The organism is Kitasatospora sp. NPDC056800, from assembly GCF_042789775.1.
Lineage (GTDB): Bacteria > Actinomycetota > Actinomycetes > Streptomycetales > Streptomycetaceae > Kitasatospora.
In genome coordinates, this window is record NZ_JBHUAL010000130.1 from 1 (window position 1) to 15,792 (window position 15,792).

At 72.9% G+C, this 15,792-nt stretch carries 17 protein-coding genes; 7 read left to right on the forward strand and 10 right to left on the reverse strand.

The window, feature by feature from the left end; translation table 11 throughout:
* The first annotated feature begins 78 nt into the window (after positions 1-78).
* The 3 genes from ACFRQN_RS25655 (at position 79) to ACFRQN_RS25665 (ending at position 3,686) form a co-directional block, all read left to right on the forward strand.
* The gene (locus ACFRQN_RS25655) at positions 79-435 is read left to right on the forward strand and encodes a metalloregulator ArsR/SmtB family transcription factor (RefSeq protein WP_049654374.1); all 357 of its coding nucleotides are present in this window, start codon (positions 79-81) and stop codon (positions 433-435) included.
* Positions 436-588: 153 nt separating this feature from the next.
* Positions 589-1,878 carry an MFS transporter gene (locus tag ACFRQN_RS25660; protein WP_380742402.1) on the forward strand — a complete coding sequence of 430 codons (1,290 nt, stop codon included), beginning with the start codon at positions 589-591 and terminating at the stop codon, positions 1,876-1,878.
* Positions 1,879-2,033: 155 nt separating this feature from the next.
* On the forward strand, positions 2,034-3,686 hold the full coding sequence (locus tag ACFRQN_RS25665; protein WP_380742404.1) for a phospholipase D-like domain-containing protein: 1,653 nt from the start codon (positions 2,034-2,036) through the stop codon (positions 3,684-3,686).
* Positions 3,687-3,800: 114 nt separating this feature from the next.
* Here the strand turns inward: ACFRQN_RS25665 and ACFRQN_RS25670 are convergent, their stop codons facing one another.
* From ACFRQN_RS25670 to ACFRQN_RS25680, 3 genes are all read right to left on the reverse strand, one after another.
* Positions 3,801-4,154, reverse strand: a complete 354-nt coding sequence (locus ACFRQN_RS25670; protein ID WP_380742406.1) for an antibiotic biosynthesis monooxygenase family protein — start codon at positions 4,152-4,154, stop codon at positions 3,801-3,803.
* Positions 4,155-4,285: 131 nt separating this feature from the next.
* Positions 4,286-4,591: a GNAT family N-acetyltransferase gene (locus ACFRQN_RS25675; protein ID WP_380742408.1), complete on the reverse strand. Its 306-nt coding sequence runs from the start codon at positions 4,589-4,591 to the stop codon at positions 4,286-4,288.
* Positions 4,592-4,720: 129 nt separating this feature from the next.
* Positions 4,721-5,665 carry an alpha/beta fold hydrolase gene (locus tag ACFRQN_RS25680; RefSeq protein ID WP_380742410.1) on the reverse strand — a complete coding sequence of 315 codons (945 nt, stop codon included), beginning with the start codon at positions 5,663-5,665 and terminating at the stop codon, positions 4,721-4,723.
* 144 nt (positions 5,666-5,809) lie between these two features.
* On the opposite strand from ACFRQN_RS25680, the gene ACFRQN_RS25685 reads away from it, so the two are divergent.
* Together ACFRQN_RS25685 and ACFRQN_RS25690 are read left to right on the forward strand one after the other, a co-directional pair.
* On the forward strand, positions 5,810-6,421 hold the full coding sequence (locus ACFRQN_RS25685) for a TetR/AcrR family transcriptional regulator (protein ID WP_380742412.1): 612 nt from the start codon (positions 5,810-5,812) through the stop codon (positions 6,419-6,421).
* 346 nt (positions 6,422-6,767) lie between these two features.
* Positions 6,768-7,949, forward strand: coding sequence for an RICIN domain-containing protein (locus tag ACFRQN_RS25690; protein WP_380742414.1), 1,182 nt, complete (start codon positions 6,768-6,770; stop codon positions 7,947-7,949).
* Between the two features lie 104 nt (positions 7,950-8,053).
* Here the strand turns inward: ACFRQN_RS25690 and ACFRQN_RS25695 are convergent, their stop codons facing one another.
* Both ACFRQN_RS25695 and ACFRQN_RS25700 read right to left on the reverse strand, forming a co-directional pair.
* Entirely contained in the window at positions 8,054-8,281 is a 228-nt protein-coding gene (locus tag ACFRQN_RS25695) for a response regulator transcription factor (protein ID WP_049653364.1), read from the reverse strand.
* A 57-nt stretch (positions 8,282-8,338) separates the two neighbouring features.
* Positions 8,339-8,509 (reverse strand): hypothetical protein, encoded by a 171-nt coding sequence (locus ACFRQN_RS25700; protein WP_159028496.1) that lies wholly within the window; start codon positions 8,507-8,509, stop codon positions 8,339-8,341.
* A 132-nt stretch (positions 8,510-8,641) separates the two neighbouring features.
* On the opposite strand from ACFRQN_RS25700, the gene ACFRQN_RS25705 reads away from it, so the two are divergent.
* Both ACFRQN_RS25705 and ACFRQN_RS25710 read left to right on the forward strand, forming a co-directional pair.
* Positions 8,642-9,667 carry a LuxR C-terminal-related transcriptional regulator gene (locus tag ACFRQN_RS25705; protein WP_380742417.1) on the forward strand — a complete coding sequence of 342 codons (1,026 nt, stop codon included), beginning with the start codon at positions 8,642-8,644 and terminating at the stop codon, positions 9,665-9,667.
* A 161-nt stretch (positions 9,668-9,828) separates the two neighbouring features.
* Positions 9,829-10,386 carry a hypothetical protein gene (locus tag ACFRQN_RS25710; RefSeq protein WP_380742419.1) on the forward strand — a complete coding sequence of 186 codons (558 nt, stop codon included), beginning with the start codon at positions 9,829-9,831 and terminating at the stop codon, positions 10,384-10,386.
* Between the two features lie 43 nt (positions 10,387-10,429).
* On the opposite strand, the gene ACFRQN_RS25715 is transcribed toward ACFRQN_RS25710, so the two are convergent.
* The 5 genes from ACFRQN_RS25715 to ACFRQN_RS25735 form a co-directional block, all read right to left on the reverse strand.
* A complete protein-coding gene (locus ACFRQN_RS25715; protein WP_380742421.1) occupies positions 10,430-11,254 on the reverse strand; it encodes a carbohydrate ABC transporter permease in 825 nt (274 codons plus the stop codon).
* Complete coding sequence (locus ACFRQN_RS25720) at positions 11,251-12,162, reverse strand: carbohydrate ABC transporter permease (RefSeq protein WP_049653367.1); 912 nt, start codon at positions 12,160-12,162, stop codon at positions 11,251-11,253. Before ACFRQN_RS25720 ends, ACFRQN_RS25715 begins: the two co-directional genes overlap by 4 nt.
* Positions 12,152-13,444 (reverse strand): extracellular solute-binding protein, encoded by a 1,293-nt coding sequence (locus ACFRQN_RS25725; protein WP_380742424.1) that lies wholly within the window; start codon positions 13,442-13,444, stop codon positions 12,152-12,154. The genes ACFRQN_RS25720 and ACFRQN_RS25725 overlap by 11 nt, the downstream gene beginning before the upstream one ends.
* 274 nt (positions 13,445-13,718) lie before the next feature.
* Positions 13,719-14,585, reverse strand: coding sequence for an alpha/beta fold hydrolase (locus ACFRQN_RS25730; RefSeq protein ID WP_380742426.1), 867 nt, complete (start codon positions 14,583-14,585; stop codon positions 13,719-13,721).
* A 20-nt stretch (positions 14,586-14,605) separates the two neighbouring features.
* Positions 14,606-15,772: a glycosyltransferase family 4 protein gene (locus tag ACFRQN_RS25735; protein WP_380742444.1), complete on the reverse strand. Its 1,167-nt coding sequence runs from the start codon at positions 15,770-15,772 to the stop codon at positions 14,606-14,608.
* Between the last annotated feature and the right edge of the window lie 20 nt (positions 15,773-15,792).

Below are 15,792 nucleotides of genomic sequence, written 5' to 3' on the forward strand. Positions count from 1 at the left end.
GCCGAAGCCTCCGCGCTTCGGCGGGCACGGGCCCGCCCGGACGGCGCCCCGGACGGCCCAGGGCCCTACGATGGCGCCATGAGCGGGAGCCTTCAGGTGTCAGGTGCGCACCATGCGCAGGAGCGACGGGACGACGAGCGGCTGGAGGCCGCGGCCGGCATCCTGGCGCTGCTCGCGGACCGCACCCGGCTCGCGCTGCTCCAGCGGCTGAGCGCCGGCGAGGCCGACGTGACCACGCTCACGGAGGCAGCCGGAGCCCCCCGGACGTCGGTCAGCCAGCACCTCGGCAAGCTCCGGCTGGCGGGCCTGGTCACCACCCGCAAGGACGGCCGGCGCGTCGTGTACGCGTTGCGCCACGGCCATCTGCGCCGGCTGGTCGACGAGGCGCTGAGCGTCGCCGACCACCAGATCGGCGAGCTTCCGCCGCACGACTGAGCGATCCGTACCGGCCCGTGCCCTCCGGGGTGCGGGCCGCTTTCCCGGCGCCGCCTTCCCGGCCGCTTTTCCGGTCAACATGTGCACATGCGTGCACATGTTGACCTATCCTGGACGTGTCGTCCTACCGCGTCCAGTCCGAGCGGGGTCCTCATGCTCTCCGTGCTGCGCAACCGCACCTATCTGCACCTGTTCGCCGCCCAGATCGTCGCCCTGGTGGGCACCGGCCTCGCCACCGTCGCGCTCGGCCTCCTCGCCTACGACCTCGCCGGGGCGGGCGCCGGATCCGTGCTCGGCACCGCGCTGGCGATCAAGATGCTCGCGTACGTCGGCATCGCCCCGGTGGTCACCGCGCTGGCCCACCGCATCCCGCGCCGGCGGCTGATGGCCGCCTCCGACCTCACCCGGGCCGCCGTCGCCCTCACCCTGCCCTTCGTCACCGAGGTGTGGCAGGTCTACGTCCTGATCTTCGTCCTGCAGTCCGCCTCGGCGGCCTTCACCCCGGCCTTCCAGTCGGTGATCCCCGAGGTGCTGCCCGAGGAGCGCGAGTACACCCGCGCCCTGTCGCTGTCCCGGCTCGCCTACGACACCGAGAGCCTGGTCAGCCCGGTACTGGCGGGCGCCCTGCTCGCGCTGATCAGCTACAACTGGCTGTTCTGGGGAACCGCCGCCGGGTTCCTCGCCTCCGCGGCCCTGGTGCTCTCGGCCGTGCTGCCCAAGCCGCTGCGGCCGGAGCCGCTTCGGTCGGTGCAGGAGGGGGCTGGCGACGGCGTCCTCGCCAGGTCCGTCCGCGGCACCCGGCTGTTCCTCGCCGTGCCCCGGCTGCGCGCGATGCTCGCCCTGGACCTCGCGGCGGCCGCCGCCAGCGCCATGGTGATCGTCAACACCGTCGTCTACGTCCGCGGTCAGCTCGGCCGCCCCGCCACCGACGTCCCGATCGCGCTCGGCGCCTACGGGGTCGGGTCGATGGCCGTGGCGCTGCTGCTGCCCCGGGTGCTGGACCGGGTGCCGGACCGGATCGTCATGCTCCCGGCGGCCTTCGGCATCGTCGGGCTCTTCGCCCTGCTCGCCGTGCTCACCGCCGCCGGGCCGGGCGCCTGGCGCTGGCCCGTCCTGCTCGCCGTCTGGGCCGTCCTCGGCGCGGCCGGCTCGCTGATCCTCACCCCCACCGGCCGCGTCCTGCGCGACTCGGTGGCCGCCGAGGACCTGCCCGCCATCTTCTCCGCCCAGTTCTCCCTCTCGCACGGCTGCTGGCTGCTCACCTACCCCCTGGCCGGCTGGCTCGGCGCCACCCTGGGCCTCACCGCGGCCTCCGCCGCGCTCGGCGCCGTCGCCCTGGCCTCCGGCCTGCTGGCCGCCCGCGCCTGGCGCGGGGTGCCGGGGGCAGCGGCCGCGGCCACGGTCGCGGCGAGCGGGAAGCGGGGCGTCGCCGTCACCCGCTGACCGGACGGGCAGCCAGGGGCCGGGTTCGCCGGGGCCGGTCGAGCCCCCGCGCGCTTTTGTCATGCGCAAGTTTGACGGGGTGTTACCAGCAGGTAGTCTCTGGGTGTCTCGTAGGCGAACAGCACGACGCCTGCCACGTTCTGAAGGATCCTCACGTGTACCGACCCGGCTCCCGCCGACCCCGCCGCGCCCTGCGCGGCGCCCTCGCCGCCGTCGCGGCCAGCACCCTGATCACCGTCCTGTCGGCCGCGCCGTCCCACGCCGCCCCCGCCCCCGCACAGGGCGCGGACACCACCCACATCGACGCCGTCGAGCAGGTGCTGCGCCAGGTGTCGCCCGGCCTGGAGGGCACCGTCTGGCAGCGCACCGACGGCAACGCCCTGGCCGGCGCCGACCAGGCCGGCGGCCCCGCGAACTGGCTGTTCCAGACGCCCGGTTGCTGGGGCGACGCCACCTGCGCCGACCGGCCCGGCACCCGCGCGCTGCTCGCGAAGATGACCGCCGACGTCTCCGCCGCCACCCGGACCGTCGACGTCTCCAGCCTCGCGCCGTTCCCCGACGGCGGGTTCGAGGACGCCCTGGTCGCCGGGCTCAAGGCCTCGGTCGCCGCCGGGCACCGCCCGGTGGTGCGCATCCTGGTCGGCGCGGCGCCGCTGTACAACGCCAACGTGCTGCCGTCGCGGTACCGGGACGACCTGGTCGCGAAGCTCGGACCGGCCGCCTCGTCGGTCAGCCTCAACATCGCCTCGATGACCTCCTCGCGCACCGCCTTCTCCTGGAACCACTCCAAGCTCCTGGTGGTCGACGGACGCACCGTCCTCACCGGCGGCATCAACGGCTGGAGCAAGGACTACCTCGACACCTCGCACCCCGTCTCGGACGTCGACCTCGCGCTCACCGGCCCCGCCGCGACCTCCGCCGGCCGCTACCTGGACACCCTCTGGGAGTGGACCTGCGGTCGGACCGGCCTCCTCGACAACGCGTGGTTCGCCTCCTCGGACGGCGGCGCCTGCCGCCCGTCGATCGAACGCGATCTCAACCCGTCCGCCCCCGCCGCCGGGAACGTCCCGGTGATAGCCGTCGGCGGCCTCGGCGTCGGGATCAAGGACGCGGACCCCTCCTCCGGGTACCGGCCCGGTCCCGTCCCCGGGGCGGCGGACGCCAAGTGCGGCCCGCTGACCCTGCACGACAACACCAACGCCGACCGCGACTACGAGACCGTCAACCCCGAGGAGAACGCCCTGCGCGCCCTGGTCGGCAGCGCCCAGCGGCACATCGAGATCTCCCAGCAGGACCTGAACGGCACCTGCCCGCCGATCTCGCACTACGACTCCCGGCTCTACGACACGCTGGCCGCCAAGCTGGCCGCCGGGGTCAAGGTGCGGATCGTGGTCAGCGACCCGGCCAACCGGGGCACCGTGGGCAGCGGGGGCTACTCGCAGATGAAGTCCCTCGCCGAGATCAGCGACGTCCTGAAGGCCCGGCTCACCGCGCTCACCGGCGACCGGGGCAAGGCCGACGCGGCCTTCTGCGGCAACCTCCAGCTCGCCTCCTTCCGTGCGGCCCCCACCGCCACGTGGGCCGACGGGCACCCGTACGCGCTGCACCACAAGCTGGTCGCGGTCGACGACTCGGCCTTCTACATCGGCTCGAAGAACCTGTACCCGGCCTGGCTGCAGGACTTCGGCTACATCGTCGAGAACCGCAACGCGGCCGCACAGCTCGACCGCGACCTGCTCGGCCCCGAGTGGAAGTACTCGCAGGCCGCCGCGACCGTCGACTGGTCCACCGGGACCTGCCGCGCCTGAGGTCGAGGCCTGAGATCCGACGCCTGATGGCCGGCCGGCGGGTTCCCTGCTCAGGCCGCCCGGGGCGGGCGCTGCTCACTGCGGCGCCCGCCCCGCTCTGCTCTCACCCGGGAGCTACGCCCGCACGAACCCGTGGCTGCGCTCCACCTTCGCCACGTGCAGTGTGTAGCTCTCGTACCAGTCGGCCCGCCCGCGCTTCTGCGCGGCGCGGTGCTCGGCGTTGGTCCGCCACTCCGTGAGGGCGTCGGCGTCGCGGAAGTACCCGACGGTGATGCCCAGTCCGCCGGGCGTCTGCGCGTGGTCCATCCCCAGGTACCCGGGGATGTCGTTCACCAGCTCTTCCATGCGGGCGTTGGTCTCGCTGTAGTCGCTCTGGTCCTGCGTCCGGAGCGTGGTGAAGACGGCGACGTAGTACGGGGGTTCAAAGGCCTGGACGGGTGCGACGGGTGCTTCGGAGTGATCACTCATGCCGCCACCGTAGGGCGGCACGCGTCCGGTGATCCAGTGTCTTTACCGAACGGTGGAACAAGGGTTCGGGATCTTGACCGAAGCCGTCCGGGCCCTCCCGCGGCGGCCCGGACGGCGCGGTACGCGGCTGCTCAGAGGCCGAAGCGGGCCCGGTGGGTGGCGGGGACCAGGTCGGCGTACTCGGGGTGCTTGGTGATCCAGCCGCGGATGAAGGGGCAGTAGGGGAGGACGGCGAGGTGCTGGTCGCGGGCCGTGTCCAGGGCGGCGCGGGCCAGTCGGCCGGCGAGGCCTCGGCCCTCGAAGTGGGGGTCGATCTCGGTGTGGATGAAGGCGATCTCGTCGCCGGAGCGGTGGTACTCGGCGAAGCCGGCGAGTTCGCCGCCGTCGTGGATCTCGAAGCGGGACTTCTCGGTGTTGTCGGTGACGGTCTGCTCCACGGTTCCTCCTCGGGTGCGGCGGGTCGCCTCGGCGGACGACCGCTGGTGGCCGGCGCCGCTGTCAGCAGCATAGTTGAATGCTCAACATTTGTCTCCCGCGACGCGCGGGGCGGGTGGGTGTGGGCGGCCTCAGTCCGAGACGGTCCGCCCGGTGCGGTACGGCGCCAGGAACGCCGTCAGGGCGGAGAGCATCGCCTCCGGGGACTCCTCTGCGGGGTAGTGGCCGCACTCGGGGAGGACCAGGGTCTCCACGTCGTCGGCGGCCAGCCGCATCGTCGCGCCGACCGAGGCGCCGAGGTTCGCCGCTCCGCCGATCGCCAGGACGGGGAGGGAGAGCCGTCGGGCCGCGCGCTGCCGGTTCTGGGCGATGGTGGTGTCCAGTGCCCGGTAGAACTCGAAGCTGCAGCGCAGGGCCTGCGGATCGGCGGCGAGGCTGTCGACGTAGTGCCGGACGGCGTGGTCGGGCAGGGGCTTCGCGGATTTCGTGGCGAACTGGTGGCCGAAGTAGAGGTGTTCCCGCCCGGCGACCAGCTGCTCGTTGACGCCGGCGAGGCGGTTGAAGGCGAAGTGCCAGAGCCGGTCGTTGGCCTCCTGGCTGCCGAAGAGCGGCGGCGTGGCGGAGAGGCCGGGGATCGCGGCCTCGGCGACGGCCAGGCGTTCGAGCCGGTCGGGGTGGTCCGCGGCCAGGGCGTAGCCGGTCCACATGCCGACGTCGTGTCCGACCATGGCGAACCGGTGGTGCCCGAGCGCGTCCATGAGCGCCACCAGGTCGCGGGCGAGCGTGCCGGTGTCGTACCCGTCCAGGGGCTTGTCGGACAGTCCGACGCCGCGCGGATCGACGGCGACGACCTGGAAGTCCCGTGCCAGCGCGGGCATCAGGAGGCGCCAGGCGTACCAGGTCTGCGGCCAGCCGGCGAGCAGCAGCAGCGGCGGGCCCTCGCCGCCGGTGACGGCGTGCAGGCGCAGGTGCCCGGTGTCGACGTACCGGCTGGTGAAGGTCTGCGCGAATCCGGCCGGGAGGTTCGGCGCCCCGGCGACGGAGCCGGGGCCTTCGGGCGTGGGTGACTGGCTCATGAACTTTCCTTTCGCGGTGTCGGCTGATCTGGCCACTGGCCGTCACGGTAGCCATCTTGGACTGATCGGTCAAAGATTGTTTGACCGATCGGTCCAAGACGCGGGTAGGCTCATGGCAGACGGGTGAAACGGGAGGGTTGTGCGGTGTCCGGCCGGAAGCAGTTCGACGTCGGGGAGGCCCTCGACCGGGCCATGCGGGTGTTCTGGCAGCGCGGGTACGCGGACGCCTCACTGGACGCCCTCGGCTCCGCCACCGGCCTCGGCCGGGGCTCCCTCTACGGCACCTTCGGCAGCAAGGACGCCCTGTTCCACCAGTGCCTCGACCGCTACGCGGCGCTCTACGGCGCCCGGTACGAGCAGGCGTTCGCCGCTCACCCCGGTGACCCGGTGCGCGCCGTCGAGGCGTTCTTCGACGTCGTCCTGGAGCGCATCGCCGACCCGTCGGTGCCCGCCGGGTGCCTCGTCGCCCAGTCCGCCGCGCAGTCGCCGACGCTGACGGAGGAGAGCGGCGCGCGGGTGCGCGGCCTCCTCGACCTGCAGCACCGACGGGTCCGCGCCGCCCTGGCGGACTCCCCGGCCGACGCCCGGACGCTCGACGAGCTCGCCACCTTCGTCGTCGCCGTCAACCAGTCGCTGGCCGTCCTGAGCCGGGCCAGCACCCCGGACGCCGAGCTGCGCTCCGTGGCCCGGCTGGCCTGCGCGACGGTGGCGGACTCCCTCGCCCGGGCGGCAGCCGAGGGCGACGCCGCGAGCTGACGGGCGCCCGGGTCCGGCCTGGTCACCGGGCACCCGTGGGGGAAGGGCCGGCTCAACTCGGTGCGGTAGCACGGGAGAAGAGGGGCCGGCGGAGGGCGGCCCGGCGGTGCGGAGTCCCGGCCGCGGCGCGTGTCACGTGACCCAGGTACCGCCGTTCCGGCACCGGGTCTTCGTGACTTTCCGTGACCATCGCGGCTCGGCAGGATCTACCTCACCGAACGGAACGCCGGCAGGAAGGCGGACCGGACAGGTGGTGGCGGTGACGCCCCCCTGGCCGCCCGCACCCGTACCGCGTTGTGCCGGTCCGCCTGACGCTTCCTCCGAACCCGCCCGAAAGCAGCCCATCATGAGCGCCGTTAGCGCCCGCCTGAAGAAGTCCGCCACCGCCACCGCCCTGGCCGCCAGCCTCCTCGCCGGGGCCGGTACGGCGCTGGTCGCGGCCCCGACCCCGGCCGCCGCGGCCGACTGCGCCGGCAAGGACGGCGTCGGGGGCGGCAACTGCACCAGCGCCCTGATCGGCGCCGTCGCCGACACCGTCAAGTTCGTCCTCGGTGCGGCCAACCAGGCGAAGATGGAGAACGCCCAGTTCACCCAGGCCCTGGTCTCGAAACTGAGCAGTGCCGCGCCCGGCTACAACGTCCTCGTCTTCAAGTACGACGGGACGGACGCCTTCGACACCAAGTGGTTCAAGAACGACTACTCGGCGAACATGCGGGGGGTGATGTTCGAGGACGACGTCAAGCTGGAGCACCACGACAAGGAGGGCGGGCCGCAGGGCTACGACGACTTCAAGGTCTGGGTCTTCGCGGGCGAATCGACCTTCGTCAACTACGGTGACGGCGGCTTCATGAACTGGGCCTTCATCGGCCATGACTCGGACACCAGCGGCCGCGGGGGCCGGCTCATCCACTTCCCGGCCCGGGTGGTGCCGGGTTCCTCCAGCGGCTCCACCCCGCCGCCCGGAACCCCCTCGACGCCCCAGGTGCCGATCGGCGGCCAGATCATCACCGTCCCCGCGATCCCCATCAGCAGCCCGGGGACCCCCGGCATCCCCGCGCACGAGACCGGCGACACCGGGACCAACATCCCCGGCGGCCACATCCGGATGGGGTTCGGTGTCGCCGACTCGGGCGCCGCCCAGCTGACCGGCACGCTGCACCCGAGCGTCAAGAACGGCCGGGCCCCCGCTGCCAACGGCTCCGCGAGCGGCACCCCGGTCACCGCCGCCACCAGCACCGCCGGCAAGTCCACCGGCTGGGTCTTCAGTCAGGACGCCAGTGGGCTCTACAAGATCACCAACGCCGTCACCGGCCTCGCCCTCACCGAGAACACCAAGAGCTACCTGGCCGAGGCGCGCCCCTGGACCGGCTCCGCCGCCCAGAAGTGGGAGGTCTTCGCGTTCGGCGACGGCGAGTACCAGATCCGCGTCAGCACCGACGACTGTCTCACCTACGACGAGGACAACAAGGTGCTCGGCGTCTGGACCTGCACCAACGACTGGAACCAGCGCTGGACGATCAAGCCCTGACCGTCCCTCGCCTGACTCCGCCCCTGACTCCGCCCCTGCCGGGACCCGCCGGCGGGGGCGGGCCCGTGTCCGGCCCGACGCCGGGCCCATGCCCCGGGGGCGCGTCACGAGGCGGGGAGGCCGTGGCCGTGGGTGAAGGCGAACAGGGCCAGCTGCATGCGGGTGGTGGCGCCGGTCTTGCTGCGGATCCGTCGGAGGTAGGTGTCGACGGTGTGCGGGCTGAGCTGGAGGCGGCGCGCGATGGTGTCGTAGGTGGCTCCCCGGGCCAGCAGCTCCAGCACCTCCACCTCCCGGCGGCTCAGGGCGGGGGCGGCGGTGGCGGGTCGGGACATCGGGGCACTCTCCTGGCTGAGGGAACGTCGAACGGGAGCGGTGGTCATGGCGACCGCTCAGTAGATGGGCTGGCAGCCGGGGGTCGTGCACGCGCCGCCCCACGAGGTGTCGTCCGCGTGAACGTTGCGGGCCGCCGTCGCGTGGTCCTGCGGAACGGCGAGCGCGGCGGGGGCGCTGATCCCGAGAAGTGCCGTGAGCAGTACGGCGGCGGTGATGAAACGCTTCATGGAGTCCTCCTGGAGGGACCTCAACTGATCGCCGAGCGGGTCCCGGCCTGTGATCTAGCATGTCGCCGAGATGATCACGCGCCTACGGGTCGACCACCTCACCAAGCTGGGTGGCAGCAAAGTGACTGGGGGATGTACATGGATGTTTCCGGCGAACCGGACGATCTGACGGGCGGAACGGAGCCCGATCAGGTCGACGTGGCGGTCTACTCCTGGGTACTGGAACACCACCGGCTCGAACCCGCCGCCATCGCCGCCGACTTGGGGCTGGACCCGGACCGGGCCGCCGCCTCGGTACGCCGGCTGAGCGCCCTGCGCCTGGTGTACCCGGATCCGCAGGACCCGACGGCGGGCTACGCCGTCGCACCGGAGGCCGCGATGGCCCGGCTCGCCGCCCCTGTCGAGGCCCGGATCCGCCGCGAGCAGGAGGAGCTGGCCAGGGGGCAGGCCCAGCTCGTCGGCTTCTTCCCCCACTACCAGCGGGGCGGACGGGTGGCCGGCGCCGGTGAGGGGGTCGAGGTCATCAGCAGCCTCCAGGAGGTACGGGCGGCGCTCGACCGGGCCTCGGACAGCTGCCGGAGCGAGGTGCTGGCCAGCCAGCCCGGTGGCGGAAGCCGCGTGCCGGAAGCCATGGAGGAAGCGCTCGGCCGTGACCGCGCGCTGCTCGCCCGCGGGGTGCGGATGCGCACGCTCTACCACCACACCGCACGCTTCAACGGCCCCAGCCAGGCGTACGTGGAAGCGGCCTCACCGCTCGGCGGCGAGTACCGCACCGTCCACGAGCTGTTCGGCCGCATCATCGTCTTCGACCGCGAACTCGCCTTCATCCCCGCGAGCGACGGCTCCTGGGGTGCGGTGGCGATCCGCCAGGAGTCGCTGGTCGCCTACCTGTGCGAGATCTTCGAGCAGTCCTGGTCGTGTGCCAGGCCGTTCTCCGCCGCCACCGCGGACGGCCTGGAGCAGGTCTCCCAGGAGATCGACCGGACCATCCTGCGGCTGCTCGCCGCCGGGCTCAAGGACGAGACGATCGCCCGCCGCCTCGGGATGTCGCTGCGCACCGCGCGGCGTCACATCGCCGACATCATGGGCCAGTTGGATGCCGAGAGCCGGTTCCAGGCCGGTGTGGCCGCCGCCCGTACCGGGTTGCTGGGCGAGTAGCGGCACCCGGGGCGGCCGGGGAGGACAGGGCACGCGGGTGGCAGGGTCACGCGACTCCGGGACCGGGTTCGCGTGACTGTCCCGGCGCCACCGCGGGAACCCATGATGGAGCCCGGCGAAGGGAAGCCTCCCGACGCGAGGCTCCGGAACGGAGGACGACGGTGCAGTGGGGGCCGGACGATCAGGAGAACGAACCGGCCGACGAGGGCGGTTACCTCCTGGAACTGGCCGCGTTCCTCTCGGCCCGGACCGGTGGAGGGCCGGCCGTCCTCTGGACGGACTACGAGCCCCCCGTCACCGGCGACCCGTCCACGGCGGAGGACACGGCAGCCCTCGCCGCCGGGCTGAGCGCACTGCTGGGCGTCACCGTCCGGGCCCTCCCGCAGGACCCCGCGGACCCGCACGCGGTCCAGACGCGACAGGCCGAGTCGGAACTCCTGGTACTCCAGCTGTCCTCCGTCACCGAGATCCTGGTCGACGCCTCGACCGCCCCGACCGGTACGAACGCCGGTCCGACCGGCTCCACGGCCCCGACCGCCCCGACCGACGCGCACCGGGTGCCGCTGGCGGTCCGGCTCCGGGGCGGCCAGGCGCTCTTCGTCCCGTGCCGCTCGACCTGCACGCTGCTGCCCGGGCCGGGCTCCCGGCACGCGGTACTCCAGATCCCGGCACCGCGAACCGGGCTGCGGGCCCGTCCCGGGACAGGCCGCCCCGGGTAGGTCGTCGGCGCCGCCCGGCGGTCGGCTTCCGGTGCGGCGGGGCTCAGCCCTTGACCGCGCCGACGGCGAGGCCGGAGGCGATCCTGCGCTGGACGAGGAGGAAGAAGACCACGACGGGCAGGGCGGTCAGGGCGGCACCGGCCATGAGACCGCCGTAGTCGGTCCCGAAGCTGGTCTGGAAGGAGACCAGCCAGATGCTGACGGTCTGCTTCTCCGGAGTCGACAGCAGGATGTAGACGAGGACGTACTCGTTCCAGGCCTGGACGAGGGCGAAGACGGAGGTGGCGACGATGCCGGGTGCGAGCAGCGGGAGCACCACCCGGCGGAAGGCGCCGAGCCGGCCGCAGCCGTCGACCATGGCCGCCTCCTCGAGTTCCACGGGGACCCCGGCGATGAAGCCGCGCAGCATCCAGACCGTGAACGGCAGTGTGAACACCAGGTAGGTGAGGACCACGCCGGTGAGGCTGTCGGTCATCCCGACGTCGTTCAGCAGCAGGTAGACCGGGATGATCAGGGCCGTCAGCGGGACCATCTGGACGATGAGGATCACCACGACGAAGGCCTTGCGGCCCGCGAAGCGGAAGCGGGCGAGGGCGAAGGCGGCGAGCGCGCCGACGACCAGTGACACCAGGACGGTGCCGATGCCGATGACGACGCTGGAGCGGACGTTGGCCCAGAAGGTCTCGGTGCCCAGCGCCCGGGCGAAGTTGTCGAGCGTGGGGCGGCCCGGCCAGAACTTCGGTGGCAGGCTCAGGATCTCGGTGGCCGGCCGGAACGCGGTGAGCACCATCCAGTAGACGGGGAAGCCGATCACCGCGGCGACGAGCAGTCCGAGCAGGTCGTGGCCCAGCGACCGCCGTCGCCTCATTCGATCTCTCCCGTCCTGAGCATCTGACGCAGGTGGACGACCGATCCGGCGAGCAGCAGGACGACGGTCACGAGCGCGATCGCGGCCCCGGTGCTGTACCGGTTCACGGCGAAGGACTCGATGAAGGAGTAGACGCCCAGCAGGTAGTACTCCCGCTCGGGCTGGCCGCCGCGCATGAGCCAGATCTGGTTGAAGACGCCGAAGTCCCAGATGGCCGACAGCGTGGTCACCATGACGAGGACCGGTCTGATCACCGGCAGGGTGACGTGCCGGAAGACCTGGAGGGGCCGGGCCCCGTCGAGGACCGCGGACTCCTCCAGCTCGGGCGGGACCTGGGCCAGCGCGGCCCGCAGGGTGATCGCGGCGAACGGCAGCGAGCCCCACACCACGACGGCGACGATGACGGTGAACCCCTGCCAGGGGTTGGTGAACCAGTTGTGGCGGGCCAGGTCGACCCCGGGCAGGTTCGAGAGCAGCCAGTTCACCACGCCGTAGTCGGCGTCGAAGAGCCAGCGGAAGACCGACGAGGCGACCATGACGGGCATCGCCCACACGGTGACCAGCACCCCGGCGATGACGGCGCGCACCCACGGGGAGACCCGGTGCATCAGCCGGGCGGTGAACAGCCCGCAGAGCACGGTGAGGGCGACGCACACCGCGGTGAAGAGCACCGTGCGGGCGACCACCGTCCAGAAGAACCCGTCCCCGAGGATCCTGCGGAACTGGTCCAGCCCGGCCCACGGCGGCGAGGTGCCGCCGAACAGCTGCTCACGCGTCATGTCCTGGAAGGAGAGGACGACCATGTCCACGAGCGGGTAGCCGAGCACCAGGACGAGCGCGAGGACGGTCGGGCCGATCAGCAGGTACGGCAGCAGCGGACGCCGCCGCCGGACCCGGTCAGCGCTCATTGATCACTTCGTCGATCCGCCGGTCCGCCTCCCGCGCGGCGTCCTGCACCGACGCCTTGCCGTTGGCGATCCGCTCCAGCATCTCGGGCAGGACGTTGGACTTCTCCACCGACGTCCAGCCGGGTGCGAACGGGGTCATCCAGCCCCCGGTCGCCGCGGCCTGGGCGGCGGGGCCGTTGATGCCGCCGGCGGCGACCTCGGTCAGCTGGGTGGTGTTGTTGGGCAGGGTGTTCGCGGCGATCAGCGTCTTCTGGGACTCCCGGTCGGTGAACAGCCTGATCCAGTCGGCGGCCAGGTCCTTGCGCGTCGACTTGGCGGGCACGGCCAGGGTGGAGCCGCCGAGGAAGGGCGGCAGGAGTTTGCCGGACGGGCCGGGGAAGGGGAAGGTGGCGAACTTGTCCTTCAGCTTCGGGTCCCCGCCGGAGCGTTCGTCGGCGGCGGCGCCGGCCTCCCAGGTGTTGCCGTAGAAGACGCCCACGCGGCCCTGGCCGACGACGGCCGGCTGGTCGCCGTTGTCCTTGGCGCGGTCGCCGACGTAGTAGGCGTCGATCAGCCGCTTCCACTCGGTGAGCCCGGCGACGGAGTTGGGCGAGGACAGCGAGGCCTTCCAGCGGTTGCCGTCCTTCACCGCGATCTCGCCGCCCGCGTCCTTCAGGAAGGCCATGGCCGCGTACCAGTAGCGGCCGGGCATGTAGAGGGCGGAGAAGTTCGGGTCCTGGGCGCCGAAGGTGCTCTTCAGCCGGTCGAACGCGGAGAGCAGTTCGGGGTACGTCTTCGGGGCGCCCGGCACACCGGCCTGGGTGAAGTAGTCGGTGCGGTAGACACCGACCCGGGCCCCGACGTAGTAGGGCACGCAGTAGGCCTTGCCGTTGTCGCGGCAGGCGTCGGCGAGCGCCGGCAGCCAGGCGTCCGACTGGTCGAAGCGGGCCGGGTCGAGGGTGGCGAAGGCGCCGTTGACGATGTAGTTGGTGGTCTCGCTGTTGCCCATCTCCACCACGTCGGGCACGTTCTTCCCGGCGAGGACGGCGTCCAGCTTCTGGTTCTTCGTCGTCCACTGCTGGTACTGGACGTCGACCCGGACCCCGGGGTGGGCCTTGGCGAAGCGGTCGTTGGTGGACTGGACCAGTTGTGGCCAGTTCTCCTGGGCGTCCACGGCCAGCCACACCGTCAGCTTTCCGCCGGCCCCGGAACCGCTGCCCGAGCCGGAGCCGCCGCATCCGGCCGCGGCGAGGGACAGGAGCAGGGTGAGGACCAGGGGGCGGCAGGACGCGCGAATGGCCATGAGGTCTCCAAGTTCACTGTGGGGGTGACCTTTTGACTACCCCTCAGATCAGCTTGCGTCGCGGGGGAGCGGACATTCGGCCGGAAGACGTCCGGCTCCGGGTCCGGCGGAAACCCCAACGTTCGGATAGGGCAAGGCCCTTCGCATTCGCACCTCCCAGGTCGACGGGTCGTGCGGCAGCGAGCCCGGCTGCCCGGGAGGAACAGTGAACGGCAGACCGGCGCCTGCTGTGACGACGTATTCAGGACAGATTGGAGTAGACCAATGGCGCGGCTCACCCGCCGGGCGTGCGGCGGGCCTCCGGGAGCAGGGCGCGGAAGGCCGCGGCGACGGCGTCGGGGTGTTCCTGCATGGCGACGTGGCCGACGCCGGGCAGGGTGAGGAGCCGGGCGTCCCGGAAGGCCGTGTAGGACCGGGCCGCCGTACGGAAGGGGACGAGGCGGTCCTCGCGGCCGAAGACGAGCAGGGTGGGGGCGGTGACCCGGCGGGCCTGGTGCCAGGGCGAGGGCTCGCCCGGCAGTCGGAGGTGGGCCCGGGCGACGGCGCGCACGCCCTCCACCAACATCTTCTGGTTGTAGGGGAGTTCGGCGCGGCGCAGGCGTTCGCGCACTTCGGTCGCCCGCTGTTCGGCGTTGACGCGGGACGGGTCGGCGTAGATCAGGCGGTAGAGGTCGTCGAGCTGCCGGTCGGGGCCCCGGGTGGACAGCAGTCGGGCGTACAGGCGGGCGGCGCCCGGCAGGCCCAGCAGGGAGATCCGCAGGGCTTGCGGCGGCGGGAGGGCGGGCAGGACCGGGGAGACGAGGGTCAGGGTGGCGACCAGCTCCGGGCGGTGGGCGGCGAGGTGGAGGGCGGTCAGGCCGCCGAGCGAGTTGCCGACCAGGTGGACGCGGCGGTGCCCGGTGCGGACGAGGTGGCGGGCGACGGCCGCGGCCTGGCGCCCGACGGTGACGAGGCCGTCGGGCGGGGGAGCGGAGCGGCCGAAGCCCGGGAGGTCGAGGGCCAGGCAGTGGACCGACGACCGGAGGCGCTCGATCAGGGCGGCCCAGTTGTGGGTCCAGCCGCCGAGCCCGTGCAGGAACACGGCGGTGTCGGCGTCCGGGTGGGCGCCGGGTACGTACGCGGTGGCGAGCGGCTGGTGCATGACGGGTCCGTTCCTCGGTCTCACCCGCGCCCCGCGGCGGAGGACTCCGCCAGCGCGAGCCGGTAGTGGTCGACGAGCCGGTCGCCGACCGCCTCCCAGCTGCGTTCCACGACCGCGGCCCGGCCCGCCCGGCCGAACGCCCGGCGGAGTTCCGGGTCCCGGGCGAGCCGTTCCACCGCCTCCCGGAAGCCGGTGCCCGTGCCGGGCGGGACGAGGAAACCGGTGCGTCCGGGCTGGACCAGGTCGAGCGGTCCGCCGACGGCGGGGGCGATGACGGGCAGGCCGCTGGCCATCGCCTCCTGGAGGGTCTGGCCGAAGGTCTCGAACGGTCCGGTGTGCGCGAAGACGTCGAACGAGGCGTAGATCCGGGCGAGTTCGTGCCCGGTGCGGCGGCCCAGGAAGAGCGCGTCCGGCAGCGCGGCGGCCAGTCGGGCGCGGCTGGGGCCGTCGCCGACCACCACCAGCCGTACGCCCGGGAGCCGGGACAGCTCGGCCAGCCGCTCGACCTGCTTCTCCGGCGCCAGCCGCCCGACGTAGCCGACCAGCACCTCGCCGGGCCGGCCGAGGCGCCGGCGCAGGGCCTCGTCCCGGTGGCCGGGGTGGAAGCGCACGCAGTCGACGCCGCGCGGCCACAGGTGGACCCGGGGGACCCCGTGGGCGGTCAGGGCGTCGAGCGAGGCCCGGGACGGCGCCAGGGTCCGCGCGGCCGCCGTGTGAATGAGCCGCAGCCGGTGCCAGGCCAGCCGGGCCCCGGCGGCTCCGGCGAAGGGCAGGTAGGTCCGGGCGTACGCGGCGAGGTCGGTCTGGTAGACGGCGACGACGGGGACGCCCGCGCGCCCGGCCGCCGCCGCTCCGGCCGCCCCGAGGGCGAACGGGCCCGCCAGGTGCACCACATGGGGGCGGTGCTGCTCGACGGCGTCGGCCACCCGGCGCCCGGGGAGGGCGATCCGCACCTCCGGGTAGCCGGGCAGCGGGACGGACGGGACGCGGACCACCCGGTAGCCGTACGCCGACTCGTACGGCTCGCTCCCGCTTCCGCTCCCGCTGGCGCTCCCGCTGGTGCGGCGCTGGGCCGCCGGGGCCACCACCAGCGGGACGTGCCCCCGGGCCAGGAGGTGCTCGGCGGTCCGGAGCACGCTGTGGGCCACGCCGTTGACCTGCGGGGCGAAGGACTCGGCGACGATCACCACCCGAAGCCGCTCGCCGC